The 26,543-nt window shown below is 41.8% G+C and carries 26 protein-coding genes; all 26 read right to left on the bottom strand.

Annotated elements, in window-relative coordinates; all coding sequences use genetic code 11:
* Positions 1-63: 63 nt before the first annotated feature.
* Positions 64-1,293 (bottom strand): MFS transporter, encoded by a 1,230-nt coding sequence (locus tag ACTJKA_RS06185; protein ID WP_172793306.1) that lies wholly within the window; start codon positions 1,291-1,293, stop codon positions 64-66.
* A 103-nt stretch (positions 1,294-1,396) separates the two neighbouring features.
* A complete protein-coding gene (locus ACTJKA_RS06180) occupies positions 1,397-2,122 on the bottom strand; it encodes a GntR family transcriptional regulator (protein WP_008344706.1) in 726 nt (241 codons plus the stop codon).
* 164 nt (positions 2,123-2,286) lie between these two features.
* A complete protein-coding gene (locus ACTJKA_RS06175) occupies positions 2,287-4,662 on the bottom strand; it encodes an FtsK/SpoIIIE family DNA translocase (protein WP_241511905.1) in 2,376 nt (791 codons plus the stop codon).
* Between the two features lie 110 nt (positions 4,663-4,772).
* Positions 4,773-5,009 carry a YlzJ-like family protein gene (locus tag ACTJKA_RS06170; protein ID WP_048002209.1) on the bottom strand — a complete coding sequence of 79 codons (237 nt, stop codon included), beginning with the start codon at positions 5,007-5,009 and terminating at the stop codon, positions 4,773-4,775.
* Complete coding sequence (locus ACTJKA_RS06165; RefSeq protein WP_008344713.1) at positions 5,006-5,734, bottom strand: ClpP family protease; 729 nt, start codon at positions 5,732-5,734, stop codon at positions 5,006-5,008. The genes ACTJKA_RS06170 and ACTJKA_RS06165 overlap by 4 nt, the downstream gene beginning before the upstream one ends.
* A gap of 325 nt (positions 5,735-6,059) precedes the next feature.
* On the bottom strand, positions 6,060-7,727 hold the full coding sequence (gene rnjB, locus ACTJKA_RS06160; protein ID WP_008344715.1) for a ribonuclease J2: 1,668 nt from the start codon (positions 7,725-7,727) through the stop codon (positions 6,060-6,062).
* Between the two features lie 171 nt (positions 7,728-7,898).
* A complete protein-coding gene (dapA, locus tag ACTJKA_RS06155) occupies positions 7,899-8,765 on the bottom strand; it encodes a 4-hydroxy-tetrahydrodipicolinate synthase (RefSeq protein ID WP_008344717.1) in 867 nt (288 codons plus the stop codon).
* A 30-nt stretch (positions 8,766-8,795) separates the two neighbouring features.
* Positions 8,796-10,010: an aspartate kinase gene (gene dapG, locus ACTJKA_RS06150; protein ID WP_025207348.1), complete on the bottom strand. Its 1,215-nt coding sequence runs from the start codon at positions 10,008-10,010 to the stop codon at positions 8,796-8,798.
* A gap of 92 nt (positions 10,011-10,102) precedes the next feature.
* The gene (asd, locus tag ACTJKA_RS06145; RefSeq protein WP_322536394.1) at positions 10,103-11,122 is read right to left on the bottom strand and encodes an aspartate-semialdehyde dehydrogenase; all 1,020 of its coding nucleotides are present in this window, start codon (positions 11,120-11,122) and stop codon (positions 10,103-10,105) included.
* Positions 11,123-11,261: 139 nt separating this feature from the next.
* Complete coding sequence (gene dpaB, locus ACTJKA_RS06140; protein ID WP_017359064.1) at positions 11,262-11,855, bottom strand: dipicolinate synthase subunit B; 594 nt, start codon at positions 11,853-11,855, stop codon at positions 11,262-11,264.
* Positions 11,852-12,754 carry a dipicolinic acid synthetase subunit A gene (gene dpaA / locus ACTJKA_RS06135; protein ID WP_017359065.1) on the bottom strand — a complete coding sequence of 301 codons (903 nt, stop codon included), beginning with the start codon at positions 12,752-12,754 and terminating at the stop codon, positions 11,852-11,854. Before dpaA ends, dpaB begins: the two co-directional genes overlap by 4 nt.
* A 287-nt stretch (positions 12,755-13,041) precedes the next feature.
* Positions 13,042-13,314 (bottom strand): YlmC/YmxH family sporulation protein, encoded by a 273-nt coding sequence (locus ACTJKA_RS06130; RefSeq protein ID WP_008344726.1) that lies wholly within the window; start codon positions 13,312-13,314, stop codon positions 13,042-13,044.
* A 69-nt stretch (positions 13,315-13,383) separates the two neighbouring features.
* Positions 13,384-14,304 carry an aminoglycoside phosphotransferase family protein gene (locus ACTJKA_RS06125; RefSeq protein WP_129548287.1) on the bottom strand — a complete coding sequence of 307 codons (921 nt, stop codon included), beginning with the start codon at positions 14,302-14,304 and terminating at the stop codon, positions 13,384-13,386.
* A 73-nt stretch (positions 14,305-14,377) separates the two neighbouring features.
* Positions 14,378-15,607, bottom strand: a complete 1,230-nt coding sequence (locus tag ACTJKA_RS06120; RefSeq protein WP_007499520.1) for a M16 family metallopeptidase — start codon at positions 15,605-15,607, stop codon at positions 14,378-14,380.
* A 33-nt stretch (positions 15,608-15,640) separates the two neighbouring features.
* The gene (locus ACTJKA_RS06115; RefSeq protein ID WP_017359068.1) at positions 15,641-16,594 is read right to left on the bottom strand and encodes a polysaccharide deacetylase family protein; all 954 of its coding nucleotides are present in this window, start codon (positions 16,592-16,594) and stop codon (positions 15,641-15,643) included.
* Positions 16,595-16,719: 125 nt separating this feature from the next.
* Complete coding sequence (gene pnp, locus ACTJKA_RS06110) at positions 16,720-18,837, bottom strand: polyribonucleotide nucleotidyltransferase (RefSeq protein WP_007499522.1); 2,118 nt, start codon at positions 18,835-18,837, stop codon at positions 16,720-16,722.
* Positions 18,838-19,020: 183 nt separating this feature from the next.
* A complete protein-coding gene (gene rpsO / locus ACTJKA_RS06105) occupies positions 19,021-19,290 on the bottom strand; it encodes a 30S ribosomal protein S15 (RefSeq protein ID WP_008354438.1) in 270 nt (89 codons plus the stop codon).
* 155 nt (positions 19,291-19,445) lie between these two features.
* Complete coding sequence (ribF, locus tag ACTJKA_RS06100) at positions 19,446-20,396, bottom strand: bifunctional riboflavin kinase/FAD synthetase (RefSeq protein WP_025207344.1); 951 nt, start codon at positions 20,394-20,396, stop codon at positions 19,446-19,448.
* 18 nt (positions 20,397-20,414) lie between these two features.
* Positions 20,415-21,344 carry a tRNA pseudouridine(55) synthase TruB gene (gene truB, locus ACTJKA_RS06095; RefSeq protein WP_048002817.1) on the bottom strand — a complete coding sequence of 310 codons (930 nt, stop codon included), beginning with the start codon at positions 21,342-21,344 and terminating at the stop codon, positions 20,415-20,417.
* A gap of 68 nt (positions 21,345-21,412) precedes the next feature.
* The gene (gene rbfA, locus ACTJKA_RS06090) at positions 21,413-21,763 is read right to left on the bottom strand and encodes a 30S ribosome-binding factor RbfA (RefSeq protein WP_007499525.1); all 351 of its coding nucleotides are present in this window, start codon (positions 21,761-21,763) and stop codon (positions 21,413-21,415) included.
* A 17-nt stretch (positions 21,764-21,780) separates the two neighbouring features.
* On the bottom strand, positions 21,781-22,059 hold the full coding sequence (locus tag ACTJKA_RS06085) for a DUF503 domain-containing protein (protein ID WP_017359071.1): 279 nt from the start codon (positions 22,057-22,059) through the stop codon (positions 21,781-21,783).
* Entirely contained in the window at positions 22,056-24,176 is a 2,121-nt protein-coding gene (gene infB, locus ACTJKA_RS06080; RefSeq protein ID WP_007499526.1) for a translation initiation factor IF-2, read from the bottom strand. Before infB ends, ACTJKA_RS06085 begins: the two co-directional genes overlap by 4 nt.
* Positions 24,177-24,195: 19 nt before the next feature.
* Positions 24,196-24,498, bottom strand: coding sequence for a YlxQ family RNA-binding protein (locus ACTJKA_RS06075; protein ID WP_007499528.1), 303 nt, complete (start codon positions 24,496-24,498; stop codon positions 24,196-24,198).
* Positions 24,491-24,775, bottom strand: coding sequence for an RNase P modulator RnpM (gene rnpM / locus ACTJKA_RS06070; protein WP_008344742.1), 285 nt, complete (start codon positions 24,773-24,775; stop codon positions 24,491-24,493). The genes ACTJKA_RS06075 and rnpM overlap by 8 nt, the downstream gene beginning before the upstream one ends.
* Positions 24,776-24,790: 15 nt before the next feature.
* On the bottom strand, positions 24,791-25,906 hold the full coding sequence (nusA, locus tag ACTJKA_RS06065; protein ID WP_003211013.1) for a transcription termination factor NusA: 1,116 nt from the start codon (positions 25,904-25,906) through the stop codon (positions 24,791-24,793).
* Positions 25,907-25,938: 32 nt separating this feature from the next.
* Positions 25,939-26,412, bottom strand: coding sequence for a ribosome maturation factor RimP (gene rimP, locus ACTJKA_RS06060; protein WP_008344744.1), 474 nt, complete (start codon positions 26,410-26,412; stop codon positions 25,939-25,941).
* Between the last annotated feature and the right edge of the window lie 131 nt (positions 26,413-26,543).

Below are 26,543 nucleotides of genomic sequence, written 5' to 3'. Positions count from 1 at the left end.
AAATTTTACATGTCAATTTATAAAAAAGAAAAAAGATGGCAAAATACCGTCTTTTTTCTATGTTTAAACCGTTTTCAATTGTTCACTTTCATCCTTTTCATCTGGCTGGATGAAAAAGAGGACCAAAAATAATGAAATGAGACTACATATGGTCGATAGAATAAAAACGATGGAGTCTCCTTTATCCATAAGAAATGCGTAAATTGGAGGTCCTAAAGCAACACCGATAAACCGCATGCTACTATAAAATGACGTAATGGTTCCGCACTGCTCTTTTTCAATACCTTCTGTTATCAACGCATCAAGTGCTGGAAGCACAATGCCGATCCCTACGCCGCCAATACTTAAGCAGACAAACAACACGTAAAAACTGTGATTCCACCATAAAAATATATACGAAAGTGATAAAAGAGCCATACCAACGATGAGAAATATCCTCATTTTCCCCTTTTCTTTTCCAATTGTTTTCCCCGCAATGTACGAGCTGATTGATAAAAAAAGGAGCGGGATGCTTAGCAGCAAGCCTTTTTTGACACCCGTTATTTGATACGCCGCCTCTAGGTTATCTGACAAATAAAAGAGCACGCCAAAAAGAAGAAACATAATAAAACCGCCAATAGCAAAAATGGCATAAAGCCAGCGTCCTTCATGCTTAAAAATCGTCTTTGTTGATTTTAAAAACTCTTTAAATGTAGGCGGATCTTCCTCTTTCTTTGCGGATTCAACCATAAACAGTACCATCACAAAGCTGATGATTGAAAAGAATGGAATGAACCAAAACGGTACAAACCAAAACCAAGAAGCGAGAAGTGCCCCAATAATAGGACTTAGTACCTTTCCAGCTGTATTAGAAGTTTCAATGGCTCCAAGTCCCGCACTTACCTCTTCATCATCGTGAAACAAATCGCCAATAAACGGCATGACGACAGGTGCTGCCCCGGCTGAGCCAACTCCTTGAAGGACCCTGCCAAATAGAATCCACATATAGGGTTCTTTCATGATGGTTGAGGCAACAGCTGCCACAGCTCCTCCAAGTCCTGCGATTAAAAGACACGGCAAAAGTACCTTTTTCCGCCCAATTCGGTCAGATAAATAACCGGCAATCGGAATACACAAAATCGCCACAACGGAGTATACCGTAATAATGAGTGACACTTGAAAGGAAGTGATTGAGAGTTTCTTTTCTATCTCTGGTAATACGGGTATTAGCATCGAGTTCCCAAGTGTCATGATTAGAGGCACTGATGATAATGCAATAATATTCTTTTTACTGACAGTTTTCTCGCCCAACATCATTCACCCAATTCTATATACTGTTACGTATTAGTGTGGCATGTTTCACGGGTTTTATGTATGGGCAAACAAAAAGCAACCGCCTATGGAAGCGACTGCTTTGTTAAAATCGTTTACGTATGACATGGAAGCTGAATTTATCCGCTCGAAAATAATTGAGCGAGTATAAGACCGGCTGATCATCTTGATCATAGTGCATTTGTTTCAGTAATAGTAAGGCTGTTTCTGGGTCACATTCTAGTATCGGTGAAACCTGATCGTGATAACCAATCGGTTCGATGTCTGCCACTGCATATTTAATTCCGCTGTGCGGTTCTCTGCCAAACAGCTCAAAAAGCGATTCTTCCTCATGAGTAAAAGAAGCGGGAAGATGTTTGACCGGAATTTTATCTAAACAATAGACGACTGGCTGTCCATCTGCTGTTCGAACGCGTTCCATTGAAAAAACCTTCTCGGATTCATCACACTGAAAACGAATGACATCATTCTCTGTAGGCTCTCCTTCTTGTGAGGACAAAAAGATGGTACCTGGCGTCATATTGACCTGTTCAATCATTTTTGTGACACTTGTCAGCTGTTCAATGCCAGTAGAAAAAAGCGGTCTTGAGTTGACGAAAGTTCCCACACCATGCCTTCTAATTAAATACTTCTCTTCTTCTAATATACGAAGGGCTTCACGAAGGGTCGCTCTGCTCACGCCTAAAAGCTTTGAGAGCTCAAACTCAGAAGGGAGCTTTTCTTTTTCGGCATATACACCTGTTTGAATATCTTCTTTAATACGGTCAATCACTTTCAAATATAAATGGCGATTGTCTGTTTTGGTCGACATGTTTTCCCTCCGTCTAATCAATGCAAATGATAAGATGAGAAATCTCTATTCCGAGATAAGATGAACATAACTATATCACGTTTTTGCAAATAAATAAATAGTCTGACATCCAGTTAACATAATCAATATATCGTTAACTTCATGTTAGGAAAGCTCTCTTCGAATTATGAAGAGAGCTCGTCATGTTGTTCTTTTGAGAGGAGGACTTCTCTCGGTTTACTGCCTTCATATGGTCCGACAACCCCGCGTTCTTCCATTGCGTCAATAAGACGTGCGGCACGGGTATAACCGATGCGGAACCTCCTTTGCAGCATAGAAACAGAGGCCGTCTGCATGCCAATGATCAGTTCAACTGCTTCATCATATAAGTCGTCGTCCACAGCCCCAAGCTGATCTTGCGTTTCTTCACTCGGGATCATTTCTTCTTGATATTGTGCTTTTTGCTGCGTGATGACATGATCAACGACATGTTCCACTTCTTCATCTGATAAAAAGGCGCCTTGTACACGAACTGGTTTGTTCGCACCGACAGGTAAGAACAACATATCCCCTCTTCCCAGCAATTTTTCTGCGCCTCCCATATCAAGAATGGTCCTTGAATCGGTTTGTGACGATACGCTAAATGCAATGCGGGAAGGGATATTTGCTTTAATGACACCTGTAATGACATCAACAGAAGGCCTTTGTGTAGCAATAATTAAATGAATCCCCGCAGCACGTGCCATTTGAGAAAGCCTTGTAATGGAATCTTCTACATCAGAGGAAGCAACCATCATTAAATCAGCAAGCTCGTCTACAATGACGACAATATAAGGTAGTTCTGGCTGCTTCGCTTCTTCTGATTGATTCATTCGTTTAATGTAATCATTGTACCCTTCAATATTTCTTGTACCCGTATGAGAAAACAATTCATAACGGCGCTCCATTTCACTAACCACTTTTTTAAGTGCCTGTGAGGCTTTCTTAGGATCAGTCACAACTGGAGCCAACAGATGCGGGATGCCATTATAAACATTTAATTCAACCATTTTCGGGTCAATCATCATCATCTTCACTTCATGAGGTTTTGCTCTCATGAGAATGCTTGTGATAATGCCATTGATACATACGCTCTTTCCGCTTCCTGTCGAGCCAGCCACAAGTAAATGCGGCATTTTGTTCATTTCAGCCAGCACAGCTTCACCAGAAATATTTCGGCCCAGTCCGATGAGCAGCTTGGCATTTGGGCGGTCATTTTGTTTCGATTCTAAAACCTCTTTTAAAGAAACCATTGCAATTTCTGCGTTGGGAACTTCAATTCCGATGGCGGATTTACCAGGAATCGGCGCTTCAATTCGAATGTCTTTTGCTGCTAATGCAAGGGCTAAATCATCACTCAAGTTGACGATCTTACTTACCTTCACGCCGACATCAGGGTATACTTCATATTTTGTGACGGCCGGCCCTAAATGAACTTGTGTCACTTTTGCTTTTACACCGAAGCTTTGGAAGGTCTTTTCAAGTTTTCTTGCATTTTCATAAATATTCTTCTTATCTGTTTGCTGACCTGAATGCTGCGGCTCAGCTAAAATATCAAGCGATGGCAGCTCATAATCCTTGTTTTCAAGCTCCGTAAACGTCATAGGCGGAGCTTCTTTCGGTTCATCTCCTGTATCATGAGACGGAGTGCCTTGTACCGTTTCTTGAAGAGGATCTGGCTCATTAACCGGCTGATCTTTTTGAACTTGCGGTGTGAGCATGTCATCTCGATCAGCAAAACTAGAGATAATGGGCTGACGATTGTCAGAAGCCTGTTCTTCTTCCTCGATCAAGATATGATCATGATCTTCTTCGGCCTCTTCTTGCAAGCGTGAACGTTTTTTCTTTTCACTTGTTTTTTGCGCAGGTGCATTCTTTTTCGCCTGCCTTATGCCTTTCATATCTTCAATAAATGCTTTCCACTGCTTCACCAAAAATTGTGATACAGGCAGCGTCACTTTTTTGACCATTTCTTGCAGTGACCGGTTTGTGATCAGCACAATGCCGATCAGCATTAGCACAATGGCCATGATTTGCGACCCTGCTTGTGCAAACAAGAAATAGGAGGCCGCAAATAATACAGCACCGATCATACCGCCTCCTAAATCGGGCGAGCCTGTCTCACCTTTCATATCCATTAAGAATAACTCAAACGTATTTCTGATTACACTTTGAGAACCTATCACGCCTGCAGCTGAAAGATGCTGAAAAAGCTTCACATGGGACAAAAGCAAGATACTCGCAATGATGCAGTATAAACCTGCTTTTCTTCTGGTCAGTAAATCAGGAATTTGTTTTTTCCAAAAGATCGTCACACCAAAAAGAAATAATCCGATAAGGCAGAGAATAAACCATTCACCTGCAAAGAATCGGAATAGATGTACAAAGGTTTGTCCAACTACACCTAGCTGTAAAATGGCAATGATCGCTATGGCAATACAGACTAACCCATTTAGTTCATATTTCAGTTTTAGCTGTTTATTTTGTTTTTTTCTTGTTTTACGTTTTCTCTTTTTCGCCATACTCATCACCTTACTACAAAAGAAAATATAACCTACGAAAAGATCAGAAAGAAAGCAGCCTGGTTTTGGCTGCATCTTGTTGTAAGTTTTCCCTTTATTATAGCATAGAATCATTCATATGAGTCGGTTTGATTGGTGCCTAAATGTAACTTCAATCGCTTACCTGGTGCAAGCTCCTGATTCAAAAAGTCCATTGGATTTGTACTCATTACTTGAACGATTTCCGCTTCATCTTCTTTCATTTCAACCATCACTGGCACGCCCTGAATGTTTACCTGCTGGAGTTTGCGTTCTCCTTGTTCCTCAGCGTAAATGGCTTCATAAGGCATAGTTGTATATAAAATCATTGGATCAGCCCCTCGTTTTGTGCAGCCCGTTCGCCAATAAGCTCGTTCAGCTTTTTAATCGCTTGTCCAACGCCGCCGACTTCATGCATCAGTCCGTATTCAGCCGCCTCATGACCAACGACATTTGTCCCGATGTCTCTTGTTAAATTGCCTTTAGAGAACATAAGCTCTTTAAATTTCTCTTCTGTAATGTTTGAGTGACTCGTGACAAAATTAATGACTCTTTCCTGCATTTTATCTAAGTATTCAAAGGTTTGCGGAACACCAATGACTAGACCGGTTAAGCGTACAGGGTGAATGGTCATCGTTGCTGTTTCGGCAATGTATGAATAATCACACGATACGGCGATTGGGACCCCAATAGAGTGGCCGCCGCCAAGCACAATGGATACAGTCGGTTTGGATAAAGAAGCGAGCATTTCCGCAATGGCTAGTCCTGCTTCTACATCGCCGCCGACTGTATTTAAAATGATTAGAAGTCCTTCAATTTTTGGGTTTTGTTCAACTGCTACGATTTGTGGAATGACATGTTCGTATTTGGTTGTTTTATTTTGTGGCGGCAGCTGCATGTGCCCTTCAATTTGTCCAATAATAGTCAGGCAATGTATGTTTGTATCTTGTGACAACTGCGGGACGGCTGTTTCACCAAGCTGTTGTATTTTGCTCATAATGCTATCTTTTTCTTCTGGTTTTCGCTCAGGCTGCTGTTCATTCTGTTCGTCCATTTGTCTCCATCCTTTCCTAAAAACTCTCCTCCTATTATGAACAAGATCGTCACATTCCATCCGCATTCATCATGTCACATCAAAAAAGCCCAAAGAGCTTGTGCTCCTTGGGCTTAGCGTGTAGACAAACCCTCGCATTCGTTGTCAGTCCTGCGCTTCGGTACTCACGAATGTCAAATTCGCTCCGCTCCGGTGCTCGTCCTTCCTAGACTGCAAAGGTTTTCTATCACGCTAAAAAGAAGACAAAGTGCTAAAATAAAGTTCATTTTAGCACTTTGTCAACAATCTAAAGCCCAAAGAGCTTGTGCTCTTTGGGCTTTTCTCATCACACTTCCATAATAATTGGAATGATCATTGGCTTACGTTTTGTTTTTTCATATAGGAATTGATTTAGTACATCGCGCATGGATTGTTTCAGTGTTGACCATTCAACAATTGAGTTTTCCGTTTGCTCTTTCACAATCCCTTTGACCATTTCTGTTGCTTTCACAATCAGCTCTTCGGATTCTCTTACATAAACAAATCCTCTTGTGATGATCTCAGGTCCAGAAATTAATTGTTTCTTTTGTTTATCGAGCGTAATGACTACAATCAAGATGCCATCTTGAGACAATAGGCGTCTATCACGTAAGACAATATTCCCAATATCACCAACACCAAGACCGTCGATCAAAATGTTCCCTTGATGTACTTTTTCACCGATTTTGACGTTTTGACCTCTAAATTCCACAACATCCCCTTTATCAATTAAGAAAATGTCGCTTCGTTTCATGCCCACTTCTTCAGCAATACGAGAATGTGCTTTTTGCATGCGATATTCGCCGTTTACTGGAATTAAATACTTTGGCTTCAGTAAGTTCAGCATAAGCTTTAACTCTTCTTGACAGCCATGTCCAGATACATGCACACGTTTTTGAGCAAAAATCACTTGTGCTCCGCTTCTTGTAAGGAAATCCACCGTTTTTGAATAGGTAAGTTCTTGTCCTGGAAGAGGTGTAGACGCAATCACAACCGTGTCATCTTTTTCAATATGAAGCTGTTTGTGATTTTGTTTCGCCATTTTTGTTAAAGCAGCGAGAGGCTCGCCGTGGCTTCCTGCTGTGAGAATGACCACACTGTTTTTCGCCATTTTTTTCACTTCTTGGACTGGAACAAATAATTCTTCGTCCGCTGTCACATAACCAAGTTTGATCGCAAGCTGAAGAGTTGTCATCATATTTTTCCCTGCTACTGCAAGCTTACGGCCATTTTGGTTTGTGGCATTAATGATTTGCTGTACACGATTAATATTTGATGAAGATACAGCCACAATCACACGGTTTTCAGCATTGTACATCGCATTTGAGATTTCGTCTTGGACGAGCGCCTCAGAAGGTGTATAGCCTGGTTTTTCAGCATTTGCACTGTCTGAAAGAAGTGCTAAAACGCCATTGTTTCCAATTTTCGCAATCTCTCCGATGTCACAGGCTTGGTTAAGCGCTGGGGTTTGATCAAATTTAAAATCACCTGTGCATACGATTGAACCAAGAGATGTTTTGAAGCTGATTCCGACTGAATCAGGAATACTGTGATTCGTTCTAAAGAATGACACCTTTGTTGTTTCAAATGTAATGACTGACTTTGCATGAACCTCTCGCAAATCAGCTTTTTGATTGAAGCCGTATTGCTTTAACTTTTCTCGAAGTAACGCAAGGGTCAGCTTCGTGCCGTAAACTGGTACAGACAATTTGCTTAAGCAATGGAATACGCCTCCGATTGCTTCATCATGTCCGTGGGTAAGAAAAATTGCTTTCACCCGATCAGCTCGTTCTGTTAAATAAGAGATATCAGGAATGACCACGTCAATGCCTAGCATTTCGTTTTCTGGATGCATGAGTCCTGCATCTACAACATATATGTCGGAATCAATCTCAATGACATATAAGTTTTTCCCGATTTCTCCAACGCCTCCCAGTGCAATAATTCTTACGTTCTCTGTATTTTTCTTTTTCAAAATTCTTATCCTCCTAGTCTCAAGCCCGTCCATCATCGCTTAATGCTATTATAACTGAATCTAATTTTAGAAAACAAGATGAAGTCACATTTTAAGAAAGTGTTTATGTATAAAAAACGGTCATACTCAGGGACATCTGAGAATGACCGCTTACGAATTTTTTTGTTTTGATCAGCTGTTTAATACGCTGCTTAAATTCAGTCTTTCTTCTTCTGATAAAGGTAAAAGCGGGAGTCGAACGGATCCGACATCTAATCCTTTCAGCTGAAGAGCTGTTTTGACAGGCGTTGGATTTGGCGCTGAGAATAGCTGGTTCATGATCGGCACCAGCTTTTGATGAATCAATGCCGCATTCGCTGTTTGTCCTGAAGCGTAGCTTTTTAGCATTTGCTGCATATCTAGGCCTACGATATGAGAAGCAACTGAGACGACTCCTTTTGCACCAACCGCAACCGCAGGAAGCGTTAGGCTATCGTCACCAGAGTAAACGTCAAAATCTTCTGGTGTCTCTGCAATGATTTTTGTCATGGCATCTAGATCACCGCTTGCTTCTTTGATTGCGACAATGTTCGGTATTTGCGCAAGCTTAATCGTTGTTTCTGGTGCTAATGAAGCAACCGTTCTTCCTGGTACATTGTAAAGCATGACAGGAAGAGATGTAGACTCGGCAATTGCTTTAAAGTGTGCATACATGCCTTCCTGTGATGGCTTGTTGTAGTAAGGTACGACAAGCATCACTGCATCAACGCCCGCTTCTTCTGCTTTTTTCGTTAGTTTAATAGACGCATTTGTGTTATTACTGCCTGTTCCTGCAATGATTTTACAACGACCATTTGCTAATTTCACCGATTGCTGAAAAAGAGCGACTTTTTCTTCAGTCGATAAAGTTGGCGATTCGCCTGTTGTCCCTGCAACGACTAAAGAGTCACTGCCGTTTTTTAACAAGTAATCAATGAGAATTGATAGCTTTTGGAAATCAATGTTGCCCTTTTTATCAAAAGGTGTAATCATAGCTGTTGCGATATTTCCGAAATTCATTTTTTTCACCTCATCATGATTCAATCACATTTATCTTGAAAGTTCAAACACTTCATGAAGGGCATTGACAGCCGCTCTCATGTTTTCTTCGTTCACTAACACCCAAATCGTCGTATGACTGTCAGCGGACTGTAAGATCGGAATATTTTGCTCAGATAGTGCAGATACAATTTTAGATGTGACACCTGGTACACCCATAATGCCTGCTCCAACAGCTGATACCTTTGCACAGTTTGTCGTGACAATCGGCGTATAGCCCAGATCTTTTAGGATCGCCGTTGCTTTTTCAGTCATTGCACCTGTCACCGTATAGACGATTTCGCTCGGTGTAATGTTGAAGAAATCGACACTGATTTGGGCATTTGCCATTGCTTTAAAGACTTCTGTTTGTACGCTGTACTGTCCCTCTTTAGCTGGGACTTTGATTTGTGTGACATCATTGACATGTGCAATACCCGTAATCAGGCGGTCGTACACATCATGACTCATTTTATCTGAGTAGTGTGATGTCACGAGTGTGCCCTCATCATCAGAGTATGTTGAACGGACCCTCATTGGTACTTTTGCTTGCATGGCAATTTCAACAGCTCTCGGGTGAATGACTTTTGCCCCTTGGTATGCGAGGTTACAAATTTCTGTGTATGTCACGACTCTCAGTGGTTTTGCATTTTCTACGATACGGGGATCTGCTGTCATGACCCCTTCTACATCTGTAAAAATATCGATGAAATCTGCCTGCAATGCAGCGCCTAACGCAGCAGCTGACGTATCACTGCCGCCTCGTCCGATTGTTGTCACGTCTCCATTTTTTGCAGCGCCTTGGAATCCAGCTACGACAACCACATCATGCTCTGAAAGTGCCGCCTCAAGACGTTCACACTTCATGTCAATAATTTTCGCATTTGTATGTTCTTTATCCGTCACAAAGCCTGCCTGTGATCCAGTCATCGCAACAGCCTTTAGCCCGTTTTCATTCAGCATACTTGAAAAAACAACAGCTGAAATATTTTCTCCGCAAGACACGAGTAAATCTTTTTCTCGGTTTGTCATATGCTGCGCACTGCCATAAAGCAGACCAAGCAGCGTATCTGTCGCATAAGGATCGCCTTTTCGTCCCATCGCAGACACGACAACGACCGATTTATAGCCTTTCTCTTTTGCAGATAGGATATGTGCAAGTGCCCTTTTTCTCCCTTGATCATCTTTGACAGATGTACCGCCAAATTTTTGGACAATTATTTTCACTGTTTTCACTCCAAGTTCATTCTGACGTAACAGAAGAGAGTAGGCGAAAGATGCCTAACTCTCTTCTATTCGTCCTCATCATCCATTGAATGTTAAACTAATTTTAATGCTCGTAAGCTTTCTGCAATTTGAACGGAGTTCCATGCAGCGCCTTTTAGCAGGTTATCAGATACAATCCACATATGGAAGCCATTTGGACGATCCAAATCCTTCCGAATGCGGCCGACAAATACGTCGTTTTTACCAACAGCATCTGCAGGCATTGGATAAATTTGCTGAGACGGATCATCTTGTAATGTGATGCCTGGTGCATCTTTTAGGATGGACTTGACGTCATCAACCGTTGCGTCATTTGATTCAAGTTCAACGTAAACCGATTCTGAATGACCCGTTTCAATTGGCAGTCTCACACATGTTGCCGCTACTTGCAGCTCTGGCAAGTGCATGATTTTTTTCGTTTCATTGATCATTTTCATTTCTTCAAATGTATAGCCATTGTCTTGGAATTTATCAATTTGCGGAATCGCATTAAAGGCAATTTGATAAGGCATGACTTCTGGTTTCACATCTTCTTTATTTAGAATGGCTTGCGACTGGCTGTACAGTTCGTCAATGGCTTCATGTCCTGCACCTGATACTGCTTGGTAAGTAGACACAATGACTTTTTTCATGCCATACGCTTGACGAAGCGGTTCTAGCGCCGCCACCATTTGAATCGTTGAACAGTTAGGGTTTGCAATGATCCCTTGATGATCATGTAAATCTTTTTCGTTTACCTCTGGTACGACAAGAGGGGTATTTTCGTCCATACGAAAAGCACTTGTATTATCGACAACAATTGCACCTCGTTTGACTGCTTCAGGAGCTAGCGCTTTGGAAACATTTCCTCCCGCACTGAATAGTGCAATATTGACCCCTTCAAAGCTTTCAGGTGTTGCTTCTTGAACGGTATACTCTTGACCTCTGAATGTCACTTTTGTTCCAGCAGAACGTTTTGAGGATAGTAGAGTAAGTGTATCCATTTCAAAATCTCTGTCAGCTAGTGTTTTTAACATTTGTTGACCGACAGCTCCAGTCGCTCCAACTACAGCTACATGCAATCCTCTTCCCATCAGTAAAACTCCTTCCGACCCATCCATGATTCTTTTCTTTCGGATGGCCATCCTATGACTTTTTACATTTTATTTTACCATAGAAAAGCAAGGCTTGAAGTACCTTTTTTGAATCTTTCATGATTTTCTAGTGAATCTATTATTCGTTTGATCCAATTAAAATGGGCTGAATTTGTCTATGCTGGAGCGCCTCTTCTACTGTTTTCGTCAGTAGATCCATATGCGCTACCATGGAAGTCGGTTTTTTGAATGGATCATCTTGGCCGAATGGAATAAAGAAAATGTTCTTTGTCGACATGAGTCTCATGAGATTTGTACCATTTAAACCTAATGCATCATTGGTGGAAATGCCTAAAACGACAGGGCGATGATTACGAATGGTCGCCTTAGCAGCCATTAAGACTGGACTGTCTGTTAGTGCATTTGCAAATTTCGCCATTGAATTGCCTGTTAAAGGCGCAATGACCATACAATCAAGTGGAAGTTTTGGTCCAAGCGGCTCTGCTTTGACGATTGAGTCAATCGCTTGAAATCCTGTCAGCTTCTCAATCCGCTCAATCCAGTCCGCTCCTTCTCCGAATCTCGTATTCGTATTTTGCACCGTATATGACACGACAGGACGCACTTCTGCCCCTTCTTTCACGAGTGATTCGATTTGCGGAAAAACGGCTTCGTACGTGCAGTGAGAACCTGTTAAACCAAAGCCGATTCTTTTCCCTTTTAGTGTAGTCATGATTCCATCCCCCTTTTTTCCTCCGCAAGTTCACATAAGAGACCAGATAGCACTTTTGCAATGATCTGCCCGGCTGTCTTTGGTGCCACAATTCCTGGAAGTCCTGGTGCAAGAAGCGCCTTCACTCCATGCTTTTGTGCAAAGTCAAAGTCTGTTCCACCTGGGCGGGAGGCGATATCCAAAATGAGTGTCTTTGGTGTCATGCTGACGATGACAGATGAATCTAATACTAAGCTTGGAATCGTATTGATGATGATGTCGACATCCGTTACTTCATCTTTTAAACGGTCCATTGAAAATGGATCAAGTCCCATCTCAAAGGCTCGCGCTAAATGGGCTGTATCCGCAGCACCAACTTTCACTTCCGCACCTAGCGCCCGAAATGTGCGGGCAATGGTGAGCCCTGTTCGACCAAGTCCGAGAACAGCGACATGTGACCCATGAATCGTATAGTCCGTTTGCTGAATAGCCATCATGATAATCCCTTCAACTGTTGGAATAGAGTTATATATGGCAATATCATCTCGCTCAAACAGCTTCACAAGCTTCCGGTTCACCTGCTTTGCCATATTGTCTAAGTACATATTAGAAATACCTGAGTACAAGGTACAATGTGCAGGGGTTCTTTCTAAATATTTAGCTTCTAGCACGACCTTCTCATTTGAAAAAACGGTGGCAACGACCCCTTCGTCTGTAGCACCTGATACCGGAAGGATCATACTGTCTACCTGCTCAAATGGAAGCTCTGACATTTTCAGCTTTTCAGCACCAATAAATCCATGATCCAGCTGATCAAAACCGACCAAAAACACTTTGGCATGCTGCTGTGACAGCTTGCGAATGATTTCAAGCTGCCTAGCATCTCCCCCGATCACCGCAACCGTTAAACCGCTCAACATACTGACCGTTCACCTTCTTTATTTAAAAAAGTCTGTAATATTTTCCGAATCTCCCTTTCAGCATATGAGGAGAGGATTCAGCCTGTGAACAAATCGGAGAGAGAAAAGAAAAAGAGCACCCATTTATGGTGGGTGCCCTTTCAAATCATGGACAAAGAGCTAAAACGATCTTGATTTTAGAGTCTAGGAAGGAAGTACTGGCGCGGAGCGAATTTGTCATTCGTGAGCACCAGCACGCAGGACTGCTGGCGAATGCGAGAGTTTGTCTACACACTGAGAGCACCCTTTTATGATGGGTGCTCTTTTTCTCCGTGCGGCTGAAGTTCTTCAGGCACATCAAGAATGATCATATCTGATCCTATTTTTTGAATGTGATTCCACGGAACGCGGATGTCATTTCCTTGTTTTCGAAAGCCAAACCATTTGACGGAAGGTATGATGAGTGCTGTAATTTGACCGTCCTGTTCATTTATTTCAAGGTCGGTTTGTCCAAGCACGCCAAGCCGCTCCGCTCTTTTAATATCGACGATCTCTTTTCCTGACAACTCACTCAGCCTCAAAATCGCATCACTCCCCTTCCATATCATATATGCAGCAGGGAGGGGGAATAGACCGTCCCGTTCTACACGTCACGAATGAAGCCAATCTGTATACCAAACTGGCGTCAGTTGAGTAAAACGCTTATGGTCTGTCAGCATTCTCTCCACTCGATTCACCATGTCTTTTACATGCCCCGGGTCATAGGATAACGTCCAAACAATAGAAGAAAAACAGCTCATGGCTGTATAGATGGAAAAAAGAAGCCAAAAATCATGTGTTGTCTGCGTACTTATATAGGCATCCAATTGCCCGGCTGAAAATGGAATGCTTCTTTCTCGACTAAATAAAGACAGTTTATAAAAGTCATGAATCGGATCGCCCCAGTCGGATTGATCAAAGTCGATCGCCCCAGCATATTGATGACGCTGTATAATGATATTCCCTAAATGAAAATCATCATGCTGGAACTGGTTTGGCCTCCCTTTTACCGCATCAGCATGTGACTGAATAAAATCTAATACGAACTGATCATGGGAAAAGGTCACTCCGCTTGATTGATAGGCATGTACATACCGTTCATGTTTCGCTAATACCTTCTTATCCCAGGGGGCTGCATAAAAAGGGGCATCGCATGTATGCATGATACTCAAGTCTCTGCCTGCCCGCCTTCCGATTTCATACTGCTCTTCTTCTGTGAGCAGATGAATGGATGCTCTAGCAATCTCTCCTTCGATAAATGGAAAAATACGAAAGGTACAGTTTTGTTCAGCACTCACTCCGACCTCCATCACTTCAGAACAAATAACGCCTCGATTTTTTAACTTCTGCTGAATGGACGCTTTCTTTTTCAAACTGGAATATTTCTGAATGTCTGATAGCTTGAGTACTAGCTTTTCACTAGGCGTTATGACCAAAAAGGTGCGGTCTCCCGAAAATCCAGATGTCATCGGCTGGAAAGAGATGGCTTGTTTAAGAAGCGGAGATAGCTGTTTCAGTTTTTCGTGTTTCATGAACGCAGGGCCCCTTTCTTCTTGGTATACAATAAACGGCAGACCTCTTGAGAAGTCTGCCGTGTTGTTTACATTATGATGGCTGATCACCCGTTGGACTAATAAGCGAGAGAGCATAATCTTCTGTAAAGATTCTTTTCGATAAATTGTTCACGCCGTCTAATGAGACGCGATTGATTTCATCAATAATTTCATCAAGCGTACGATGTTTGCCAAGGAGTAATTCATTTTTACCATTTCGGCTCATCTTGCTGTTTGTGCTTTCAAGACTAAGCATGAGGTTGCCTTTCATTTGCTCCTTAGAGTTTTCAAGTTCTTTCTGCGTAATTCCCTCACGTTTTAAGACGTCTAATGTTTGTAAGATGGTTTCAGATAGCAGGTTCAGCTGCTTCGCTCCAGTTCCACCATAGATCGTCAGCATTCCATTATCTGCAAATGAACTATGATAGCTGAATACAGAATACGCAAGTCCTTTATCTTCTCTTACGTCTTGGAACAACCGGCTGCTCATGCTACCGCCTAGAACATTATTTAAGACGATTAAGTCATAGATGCCCTGATCTCCAGCAGGAAGTCCGTTAAAGCCCATGCAAAGATGCGCCTGTTCTGTTTCCTTTTTGCGTGTCAGTTTGTCATAGTGGAATTGCGGGGCTTCGACAGGCTGCTTTTTCCCCTTTCCTTCATACGAGCCAAATAATGTTTCGACCTCACGAATGAAGGTGTCATCGACGTTCCCTGCAACAGAGATGACGACGCGATCCGGCGTGTAGAATTCATCCATATATTTTCTAAGGGAATCACCGTTAAAAGTAGAGAGTGTTTCCTCTGTCCCTAAAATCGGATAACCTAATGAATGATCACCGTAAATGGCTTTACTTAACAAATCATGAACGATGTCATCAGGAGTATCTTCATACATTTTAATTTCTTCATAGACCACATTTTTTTCTTTCTTCAGTTCTTCTTCGTCAAAAGCAGAGTTGAAAAACATGTCACTCAACACATCGAGGGCATACCCAGCATGTGAATCAAGTACCTTTGCATAATAGCAAGTATATTCTTTTGACGTAAAGGCATTCACTTGACCACCAATGCGGTCAAAGGATTCTGCGATATCACGTGCAGATCTCGTCTTTGTTCCTTTAAAGAACATATGCTCTAAAAAGTGTGAGATCCCATTTACTTCTGGTGTCTCATGTCTAGAACCTGTTCCAATCCAGACGCCAATTGCGACAGACCTTACAGTGGGATTGTTTTCAAGTACAATTCTTACTCCGTTTTGGCATGTATACGTTTTGACCAAGTTTTGCTCCTCCTATTCAACAAACAGATCGCATCACGGGTGTCTTTTTTCACTTAGGAGGTCAGAAACCGTTCCTAATTCATATCCTCTTTCTTTGATTTGAGTGATAAGTGCGTCAAGACTTCTCGCTGTTGCGTCTGTTGGATGCATTAATATCATCGCCCCATTGTGAATTTTCCCAAGCACTCGTTTTTGTAATACAGCTGGTGATGGTTTTTGCCAGTCGATCGTGTCTACTGTCCACATAATGGTTTCCATTCCTTCTTGTTTCGCAAGCTTTACTGTTTCTTCTTTAAAGCTGCCACTTGGAGGCGCAAACCATATCGGTTTTTTCCCAAGGGATTCTTCAATTTGGCGATTTGTTTTAATCATCTGCTCTAATGCTCGTTCTCTTGTCAGTGTGCGCATATCCGGGTGATTGTATGAATGATTTCCAATTTCATGACCATCTGCCACGATTTTTTTAGCAAGGTCTGGACTGTTTTTCACCCATTTGCCTTCTAAGAAAAAGGTTGCCTTCACTTGATGCTTTTCTAGTGTATTCAACATCTTTGTTAAATGCTCGTCGCCCCAAGCTACATTGATCAGGAATGCATTCATCTTTTTGTCTGGATGTCCCTTATAGATAGGTTCAGCACCAAGTTCATGTAAATGGACAGAGGGTTTTGTTTCTTTAAAAACAAGCAGCTTTTCATCGAAAGAGCCCTGTTTTTTCATTTTTTCGTAAGAAGCATCGATATCGACTGTCTGTCCATTTAAACCAGGCATCTTTTTCCACACTTTATCAATCTTAGCATTTTGCGGCTTCTCTTCATAGTCAGAAGACTTCGATTCGATCTCTTGATACAGAATATCTTTTGAAACAGATGCTACCTCGGCGTGCTCTTTCATTGAATTCATATATGTAACAGCAGCCGGCTGCTTCATCGTTTGATATGACACGAGCAGTAAAAATACAAACACAAAGAATGGTATCGTTTTTTTCAATGGTTGTCCCTCCCCTTTACCACAAATTATGATGGGGAGAAACAAGCTAGAACTATTGTTACGCGCAAGAAAAGAAAGAAGCCTGGCACGGATACCTGGCTTCTAACACATTTTATTTGTTCTCATTAAGACTGCTTTTCTTCTTTTTCCTTTTCTTCACGTAAAACAGCTTTACGAGAAAGGTTCACACGGCCTTGTTTATCGATCTCAGTGACTTTGACGAGGAGTTCATCACCAATCTTCACGACATCTTCTACTTTGCCAACACGTTCAAGTGCAAGCTCAGAAATATGAACAAGTCCATCTTTGCCGCTGAAGATTTCAAGGAAGGCACCGAATTTTTCAATTCGTTTCACTTTACCTAAGTAAAGTTGGCCAACTTCAACTTCTCTGACAAGATCTTCAATGATTTTCTTCGCTTTTTGGTTCATGTCTTCTTCAGTAGAAGAGATAAAGATTGTACCGTCTTGTTCAATATCAATTTTCACACCGGTATCTTCAATGATTTTATTGATTTGTTTACCGCTTGGTCCAATGACATCGCGAATTTTATCTGGATTGATTGTCATCGTTAAGATTTTTGGTGCATAACGTGACAATTCTCCTCTAGAAGCTGGAATCGTTGACAGCATGCTATCTAAAATTTCCATTCTTCCTTTTTTCGCTTGTTGAAGTGCTTCTTCTAAAATGTCTTTTGATAGACCATCGATTTTGATGTCCATTTGAAGCGCTGTTACACCTTTAGATGTACCTGCTACTTTAAAATCCATATCTCCAAGTGCATCTTCCATTCCTTGAATGTCTGTCAGCACTGTGTAGTATTCACCAGATTTAACAAGTCCCATTGCAATCCCTGCAACTGGTGCTTTAATTGGAACACCTGCATCCATCATCGCAAGTGTGCTCGCACAAATACTTGCTTGTGAAGTAGAACCGTTTGATTCTAACACCTCAGACACAAGGCGAACCGTATAAGGGAAATCTTTTTCAGATGGAATGACTGGCTCTAATGCACGTTCGCCTAGCGCACCATGTCCAATCTCACGACGGCCTGGACCACGCATTGGGCCGGTCTCACCAACACTGAATTGTGGGAAGTTATAATGGTGCATGAATCGCTTAGACTCTTCAACACCAAGACCATCAAGAATCTGTACATCACCAAGTGCACCTAATGTACAAATACTGAGTGCCTGTGTTTGGCCCCTTGTAAACAATCCTGAACCGTGCGTTCTTGGAAGAAGTCCTACTTCTGAAGAAAGTGGACGGATTTGATCGACGCCGCGTCCATCTGGACGTACCTTCTCTTCAGTAATAAGGCGGCGAACTTCGTTTTTCACAAGCTTGTTTAAGACATCCTTCGCTTGTTTAATCGTTGCTTCGTCACGCTCTTCTTCTTCAAATTTTTGAACAACAGCTTTTTTCACAGCACTGATGGCATCTTCACGAGCATGCTTCTCATGTACTTGAATCGCTTTCAGTAGATCCGCTTCAGCAAGTTGTTTTACTTCCTCTGCTAATGCTTGATCGACTTCATATAAAGGAATATCGATTTTTTCTTTACCGACAGCTTTTACAATTTCTTCTTGGAATTCGATTAAGCGTTTGATCTCTTGATGGCCGTACATGATAGCTTCAAGCATTGTTTCTTCTGGTACTTCATCAGCACCAGCTTCTACCATGTTGATTGCATCTTTTGTTCCAGCTACAACAAGGTTGATATCGCTTTGTTCAAGCTGCTCAACATTTGGGTTGATGATGAGTTTTCCATCTACTCGTCCTACTGTCACGCCAGCGATTGGTCCCTCAAATGGAATGTCAGACACACATAAAGCTAAAGATGAGCCAAACATTGCAGCCATTTCAGATGAACAATCTTGATCCACACTCATGACAATACTAATGACTTGTACTTCATTTCTAAATCCGTCTGCAAATAGTGGACGGATCGGTCTGTCAATTAAGCGGCTCGCAAGGATTGCTTTTTCACTTGGGCGGCCTTCTCTTTTAATGAAACCACCAGGAATTTTACCAACTGCATATAATCTTTCTTCGTAGTTTACAGTGAGCGGGAAAAAATCAAGTGGTTTTGGTTCTTTAGAAGCTGTTGCTGAGCTAAGCACAGCCGTATCTCCGTAGCGTACGAGAACCGCTCCGTTTGCTTGCTTTGCAAGCTGGCCAGTTTCAACTGTCAGTTGACGTCCAGCCCAGTCTATGGTGAAGACTTGTTTCTCTTGTCCCATTCTGTGATAAACTCCTCTCTTGTCGTAAAGTTTTTAGGTTATTTCTTATTATGAACAAAATGATTTTCACATATCAATGTGAAAGCTGTATGTAGAAGGGTTTTTGCCATTCTTTCAACATTTTAACCATAAAATATTAGTGATTATACGATAAAAAAGCGGGAATCCTCCCGCTTTTTACGATTATCGACGTAAGCCTAGTTTGTTAATTAACTCACGGTAACGAGTTACGTCTTTATTACGTAGATACGTAAGAAGATTACGACGTCTACCTACCATTTTCAAAAGACCGCGACGTGAGTGGTGATCTTTCTTATGAGTACGTAAATGCTCGTTCAAGTTGTTAATTGATTCTGTTAGGACAGCGATCTGAACTTCTGGAGATCCAGTATCAGATTCGTGTGTTTTGAACTCATTAATTAATTGAGTTTTACGCTCTTGAGTAATAGCCATCCTGTTTCACCTCCAAATCATGTTAGCCCCATCTACCTCGCAACCGTCGGTGAAGTCGGCCTGCCAAGTAAGTGGTTTTAAAGCTACAGGAATTATCATACTAAAAATATGCCGATTTTGCAAATGATAGAGCGGTTTTTCTGCGATTTTTTTGTTTAATGAAGATGATTTTGAAAAAACTGAATCGCTTCTTCTTTATCTTGACTAATTTGAGCCGTTAATTCTTGGATACCGTTAAATTTTTGTTCACTGCGAATCCGTTTGTACCACTGTAATTTAATCGGTTCACCATAAATTTCTTCGTTAAAATCAAAAAGGTTCACTTCAATCGCAGGCTGATCAGGACGTTTTTCATAAAATGTTGGTTTGTAGCCAACGTTACAAACACCGTCATACACCTTGCCTTTCACTTCCGCTCTCACTGCATATACGCCTGTTGGCGGGATGATGTATTCAGCAGATAAACCAACATTGGCGGTTGGAAAGCCAATCGTGCGTCCTCGTTTATCTCCATGAATCACAATGCCTCGCAGCTGATACGGTTTGCCTAAAAGCTCACTCACATATTCAACGTCTCCATTTTTCAATGCGGAACGTATCAGGGTCGAGCTGACTTTCCGGTCTTGGTTGGAAAGCTTAGGTACAATGGTCGCAGCAATCCGCCCTTTCCCGTATTCGTCAAACGTTTCCATTGTGCCTGCGCCAAACCGGCCGAATGTAAAATCGAAACCAGCGACTGCATGCTTCACATTCAGTTCGTCCAAATATTGATCGACAAAGTCTTGAGGAGACAGTGCTGCAAAGCTTTCGCTGAATTGCACAATGTATAAGTAGTCAGCACCTAATTGTTCGATAAAATCAATCTTATCCTCAAGCGGTGTGATTAAGTCTTTTGGTTCACGTGCTTTTTGCAGAACATGTGATGGATGCGGATGAAAAGTCATGACAGCTAGAGCTAAACCCTCTTTTTCCGCAATGTTTTTCGCTGCATCAATCACTTTTTGGTGTCCGAGGTGAACACCGTCAAAATACCCTAAAGCCATCACAGACGGGACTTGATCCTTTTGATTCAATGTATGTGGGTGTGAAATATGTATAGTCTTCACGAGATGGTCACCTTTTCTTTAAGATTGCTTGTCCTGTGATAAAATCTTCGCCGGCTTCATCAGGTTCTGTTTGGTCGGGTGTTTCATATAAATCGCCATACAACGGCCTGAAGGAGCAAAGACAGCGACACGATCTTCCTCTGCAAAATGAGCAAATTCATCAGGCATAGGTAGGACTGCACCGTTTTCCACTTTACTTGCTAATGTATCATTTATCTCCCATTTCGGCAAATGATTGAGCGCACGCTCGATCGGCACAAGATGTTCCTCAACCGTTCCTTTCTCACTGATCTCCCTCAACTCATCAAGAGTGATACATTCATCTAACGTAAAGTCACCAGATCCTATGCGAATGAGGTGAGACATGTGGGCTGGAAACCCAAGTTTTTTTCCGATATCGACGGCTAACGTTCTCACATATGTGCCTTTTGAACACAGTACGGTGAATCTAAAGGATACCTTACCATTTTCAAATGTGACAGATGTTGTCCGCTCGATGCGATGAATGGTAATTTCACGGCTTGGACGTTCAATTTCAATGCCTTGCCTTGCATATTCATAGAGCTTTTTTCCGCCAATTTTCACAGCAGAAAACATCGGAGGGATCTGTTCAATGGTTCCTTCAAATTGTTTCAACGCAGCATCAATGTCATCTTCTGACATCGGTACCGGCACCTTTTTTTCTTCTACTACTTCACCTGTTTGGTCTTCTGTCGTTGTAGAAAATCCAATGGTGATTTCCGCATCATACGTTTTCGATTTATCTGTTAAGTACTCCACAATTTTTGTAGCTCGTCCAATACAAATAGGCAGAACACCTGAAACCTCTGGATCGAGTGTCCCTGTATGTCCCACTTTTTTTGTGTGTAAAATCTTTCTCACTTTAAACACACAGTCGTGAGAGGTCATGCCTCTTTCTTTATGTAATAAAAGAACACCGTTTTGCACCTGCGTTCTCTCCTTTCATAAACGATGAAAAAGGACAGACGATCATCGCCTATCCTTATTCCAACGTCTTATTCGTGATCTTTTGTGTTTAGTTCAGCAATCAGGCTTTCAATTCGGTTACCGTAATCTACAGACTCATCGAATTCAAAGTGAAGCTCTGGTGTTTTGCGAAGTCTAATTCGATTGCCAATTTCAGAGCGGATATACCCTTTCGCCTTTGCAAGGCCTTTTAGGGTTTCCTCTCTTTTCTTCTCGTCGCCAAGAACAGAAATGTAGACTTTAGCAATTTGCAAATCACCGGATACTTCAACATCCGTTACAGTCAAAAAGCCGATTCTTGGATCTTTTAGCTTTCTGCCAAGGATGTCGCCTAATTCTTTTTTCATTTGCTCACCCACACGGGTTGCTCTCATACTCATGATCTTATCACCTCTAGTTAAAACCACTCAGTTTTCGTGATCGTTCGTTCAATTTCAGGAAAAGAATCAATAAAGCTTAACACACGCTGAAGTTCCTTTTCCACTTGAACCCGGGAGGAGGAAATGACGGCGATTCCGATCGAAGTACGCTGCCATGTATCCTGATAGTCCATTTCAGCAATGGTCACATTGAATTTATGGCGCGTTCTTGTCATGATACGCTGCAGAACCGCACGTTTTTCCTTCAGTGAGGATGCATCATAGATCATACACTCACACTCGGTATAACCGATCATTTTCTTTCGATTTCTTGCATAACGAATGATTCCATGACATCACCTTCACGGATATCATTGTATTTCTTAATGGTAATACCACATTCATAGCCTTGTGAAACTTCTTTCACATCGTCTTTGAATCGTTTTAATACGTCGACTTCACCTTCAAAGATGACGACGCCATCACGAATTAAGCGGATACCACTGTCTCTAGTAATGGTACCTTCAGTGACATAGCCACCAGCAATTGTACCGATTTTTGATACTTTAAACGTTTGACGAACTTCAACTTGACCGATGACTTTTTCTTCATATTCAGGGTCAAGCATCCCTTTCATCGCAGCTTCAATTTCATCGATGACTTTGTAGATGATGCGGTGTAAGCGGATATCTACGTTTTCTGTTTCAGCTGTGCTCTTCGCATTGCCATCAGGACGTACGTTAAATCCAATCACGATCGCATTAGAAGCACTTGCTAAAATGATATCAGATTCTGTAATCGCTCCAACACCCGTATGGATGATTTTCACTTTTACGCCTTCTACTTCAATTTTTTGAAGAGCTGCCGTCAGTGCTTCAGCAGAACCTTGTACGTCTGCTTTTACGATTAAGTTGATATCTTTCACATCACCTTGTTTGATTTGCTCAAATAGGTCATCGAGAGATAATTTCGCTTTGTCTGAACGCTGTTCATCAAGTTGTTTAGACGCACGCGCCTCACCGACTTGACGAGCTGTTTTTTCATCTTTGAATACGAGGAACTGATCCCCTGCATGCGGTACATCATTTAAACCAGTGATTTCCACAGGTGTAGATGGTCCTGCTGTTTTCACGCGGCGTCCGATGTCATTGACCATTGCACGTACACGGCCAAATGTATTTCCGACAACGATTGGGTCACCTACTTGAAGTGTACCAGTTTGAACGAGAAGGGTTGCAACAGAACCTCTTCCTTTATCAAGCTCAGCCTCGATCACAGTTCCTTTTGCCGCACGATTTGGGTTGGCTTTTAGTTCTGCTACTTCGCTGACAAGAAGGATCATTTCGATCAATTCGTCAATGCCTTCACCTGTTTTTGCAGATAAAGGAACGAAAATGGTTTCGCCGCCCCAAGCCTCAGGTACAAGACCATGCTCAGTTAATTCCTGCATCACGCGGTCAGGGTTCGCTGTTGGTTTGTCAATTTTATTGACAGCCACAATGATTGGCACCTCTGCCGCTTTTGCGTGGTTGATCGCTTCAATCGTTTGCGGCATGACACCGTCATCTGCTGCAACGACCAAGATCGTCGTATCTGTTACTTCAGCACCGCGTGCTCGCATCGTAGTGAAAGCTGCGTGTCCTGGTGTATCAAGGAACGTGATTTTCTTACCATTTTCTTCAATTTGGTATGCACCAATATGCTGCGTAATTCCACCCGCTTCGCCTTCAACAACTTTCGTTTTACGAATGCTGTCAAGAAGCGTTGTTTTCCCGTGGTCAACGTGTCCCATGATCGTTACGACTGGAGGGCGTACTTGCATATCTTCTTCTTTATCTTCAACTTCATACTTTTCAAGTTCAGTTTCTTCTAAAATGATCACTTCTTCTACTGGAACACCATATTCAGAAGCAATTAATTCGACTGTATCTTTGTCGAGCTCTTGGTTGATCGTAGCCATGACACCAAGCATCATCAGTTTTTTGATGATTTCAGCAGTTTCTTTGCCAAGCTCGTCAGCAAGCTGGCCGACTGTCATTGAATTTGTAAATTCAATTTTTTCAGGAAGCTCTTTTTTCGGCTTCACAGGTCTTGCTTGCTGATGCTGCGCCTTGTTGTTGCCGCCGCGTTTATTTTTGTTTTTGTTTTGGTTGTTGTTTTTTTTGTTTTTATTAAATTGATTATTCTGCACGTCATTCTTCTTTCTATCATTGTTTTTGTTAGATGATTGTTTTTTTTGTTCTGCGGGTTTCTCGTTAGCTGTCTCTTTTGCTTTGGCTTTTTTATAGATAGCGTCTAGCTTTTTCACAGTGTCGTCTTCAAGCGTCGCCATGTGGTTGTTCACTTCCACGTTCATATCCTTAAGCGCTGCTATAATATCTTTACTTGAAACATCTATGGCTTTTGCGTATTCATATACTCTCACTTTAGCCATTCGTTCACCCCCAAATAAATTAATCGAGCAAGCTTATGAGCTTCTTAGCGAAGCCTTGGTCAGTGACAGCGACAACTACGCGAGCTTCCTTCCCTATAGAACGTCCGAGAACGGAACGGTCTTCAACTTTTCTAACCGGAACATTGTAAAATTTGCATTTGTCAGATACCTTTTTCTCTGTGTTGGATGAGGCATCTGCTGCAAGAAGAACCAGCTTAGCACGCGCATGTCTAATTTCTTTGATCACCAGATCTTCTCCTGACACGACTTTACGAGCTCGATTTGCTAGACCAAGCAAAGGATACCATTCAGATTCAGTCATTCGGTTTTTTCACCTTTTCAGCTAGTTCTAGTAATTCTTCAAAAATGTGTTCGTCAATCTGTGTCTGAAATTGCTGCTGTAAACTACGTTTGTTCTTCGCCGCAAGAATGGTTTCTTTATCGAGAGAAAGGTAAGCGCCGCGCCCGTTCATTTTTCCGGTTGCGTCAACAGACACTTCACCTTCTTTTGAACGAACAACGCGAATCAGTTCTTTCTTTGGTTTCATTTCTCCCGTCACGACGCATTTTCTAAGCGGGATTTTTTTTCGGCTTTTCACCTTTTATATCACCTCTTATTCGTCAGATTCCTCAGCTACTGGTTCAGCCTCTAAGAAAAGAGATTCAGAGTCTTCAGTTCTTGGGAAAATACCGAGTTCTCTTGCATCTGTTTCGCTTTTAATGTCAATCTTCCAGCTCGTTAATTTCGCTGCAAGACGCGCATTTTGACCTCTTTTACCAATGGCTAATGACAGCTGATAATCAGGGACAATGACAGTTGTCGCCTTATCTTCTTCATTTACAATGACATCAAGAACTTTTGATGGACTTAACGCATTGGCAACAAATTCAACAGGGTCATTAGACCAATGAACAATGTCAATTTTTTCGCCTTTCAGCTCATTGACAATTGCTTGTACACGCTGACCTTTAGGTCCTACACAAGAACCAACTGGATCAACATCAGGATCATCTGTACGAACAGATATTTTAGAACGGTCCCCTGCTTCTCTAGCGACAGATTTAAGCTCTACAGTACCATCATAAATTTCTGGCACTTCGATTTCAAATAAACGCTTTAAAAGACCTGGGTGTGTTCTTGATACATAAATTTGTGGTCCTTTTGTTGTTTTTTCTACTTTCGTAATGAACACTTTAATGCGGTCATGTGGTTTGTAGTCCTCATTTGGCATTTGTTCGTTTACCGGAAGAAGGGCTTCGATTTTGCCAAGTGACACGTAAATGAATTTACTGTCAATTCGCTGAACGATTCCCGTCATGATGTCTTCCTCACGATCGATAAACTCAGTGTAAATCACACCTCGCTCTGCTTCTCTCACTCGCTGCGTCACGACTTGTTTCGCTGTCTGAGCTGCAATGCGTCCGAAATCTTTTGGTGTGACTTCAATTTCAACCACGTCACCAACCATGTAATTCGGGTTCATATTTGCTGCATCATCTACAGAGATTTCAAGGCGAGAATCATACACTTCATCTACAACATCTTTTCTTGCGAATACGCGAATCGTTCCCGTTTCACGGTTCAAATCAACACGCACATTTTGTGCTTGATTAAAATTACGCTTGTATGCAGAAATGAGTGCAGCTTCTATCGCTTCAATAATAATTTCTTTACTAATGCCCTTCTCTTTCTCAAGAACAGTCAGGGCATCTAACAACTCACTACTCATTTTTATGGTTCCCCCTTATATCAATGAAAAGGTTAATTGAACGAAACTGCTAATCTTGCGTTAGCGATTTTTTCGTATGGAATATTGATCTCTTTCTTTCTTGTCTTGATCTTCACTGTCACTGTTGCAATCTCACCATCAAAGCTTGTAAGCTCACCTTCAAATGCCTTTTCACCATCAATTGGTTCGTATGTTTTCATGAAAACATTTTTTCCAAGTGCTTTTTCAAAATCAGCTTTTTTCTTTAATGGGCGCTCCGCTCCAGGAGAGGACACTTCAAGAAAGTAGTTTTGGCTAATTGGATCTGCCTCATCAAGCTTTTCGCTCAAGGCTTCGCTCACTTTGGCACACTCCTCGATATCGACGCCTTTATCAGAGTCAATAAATACGCGAAGGAACCAGTTTTGACCCTCTTTGACAAATTCAACATCAACGAGTTCAAGCTGTAAGCCATCTAAAATTGGCTGCACCATGTCGCTTACGATATCCACTACTTTTTTGCTCATTCTCTTCCTCCTTGTGCTTTCGATAAACGCTCTTATCAATCATTCTGCATAAAAACCCTGCTTTATTGTGAGCAGGGGGAGCAGAAAACGGATGAATAATGTCGAGACAAAAATTGCCTGTTCAATACAAA

Source organism: Bacillus sp. 22190 (assembly GCF_052045575.1).
GTDB lineage: Bacteria > Bacillota > Bacilli > Bacillales > Bacillaceae > Bacillus > Bacillus altitudinis.
The sequence above is the reverse complement of the archived record's forward strand: the minus strand, read 5'-3'. Positions and strand labels throughout refer to the sequence as shown.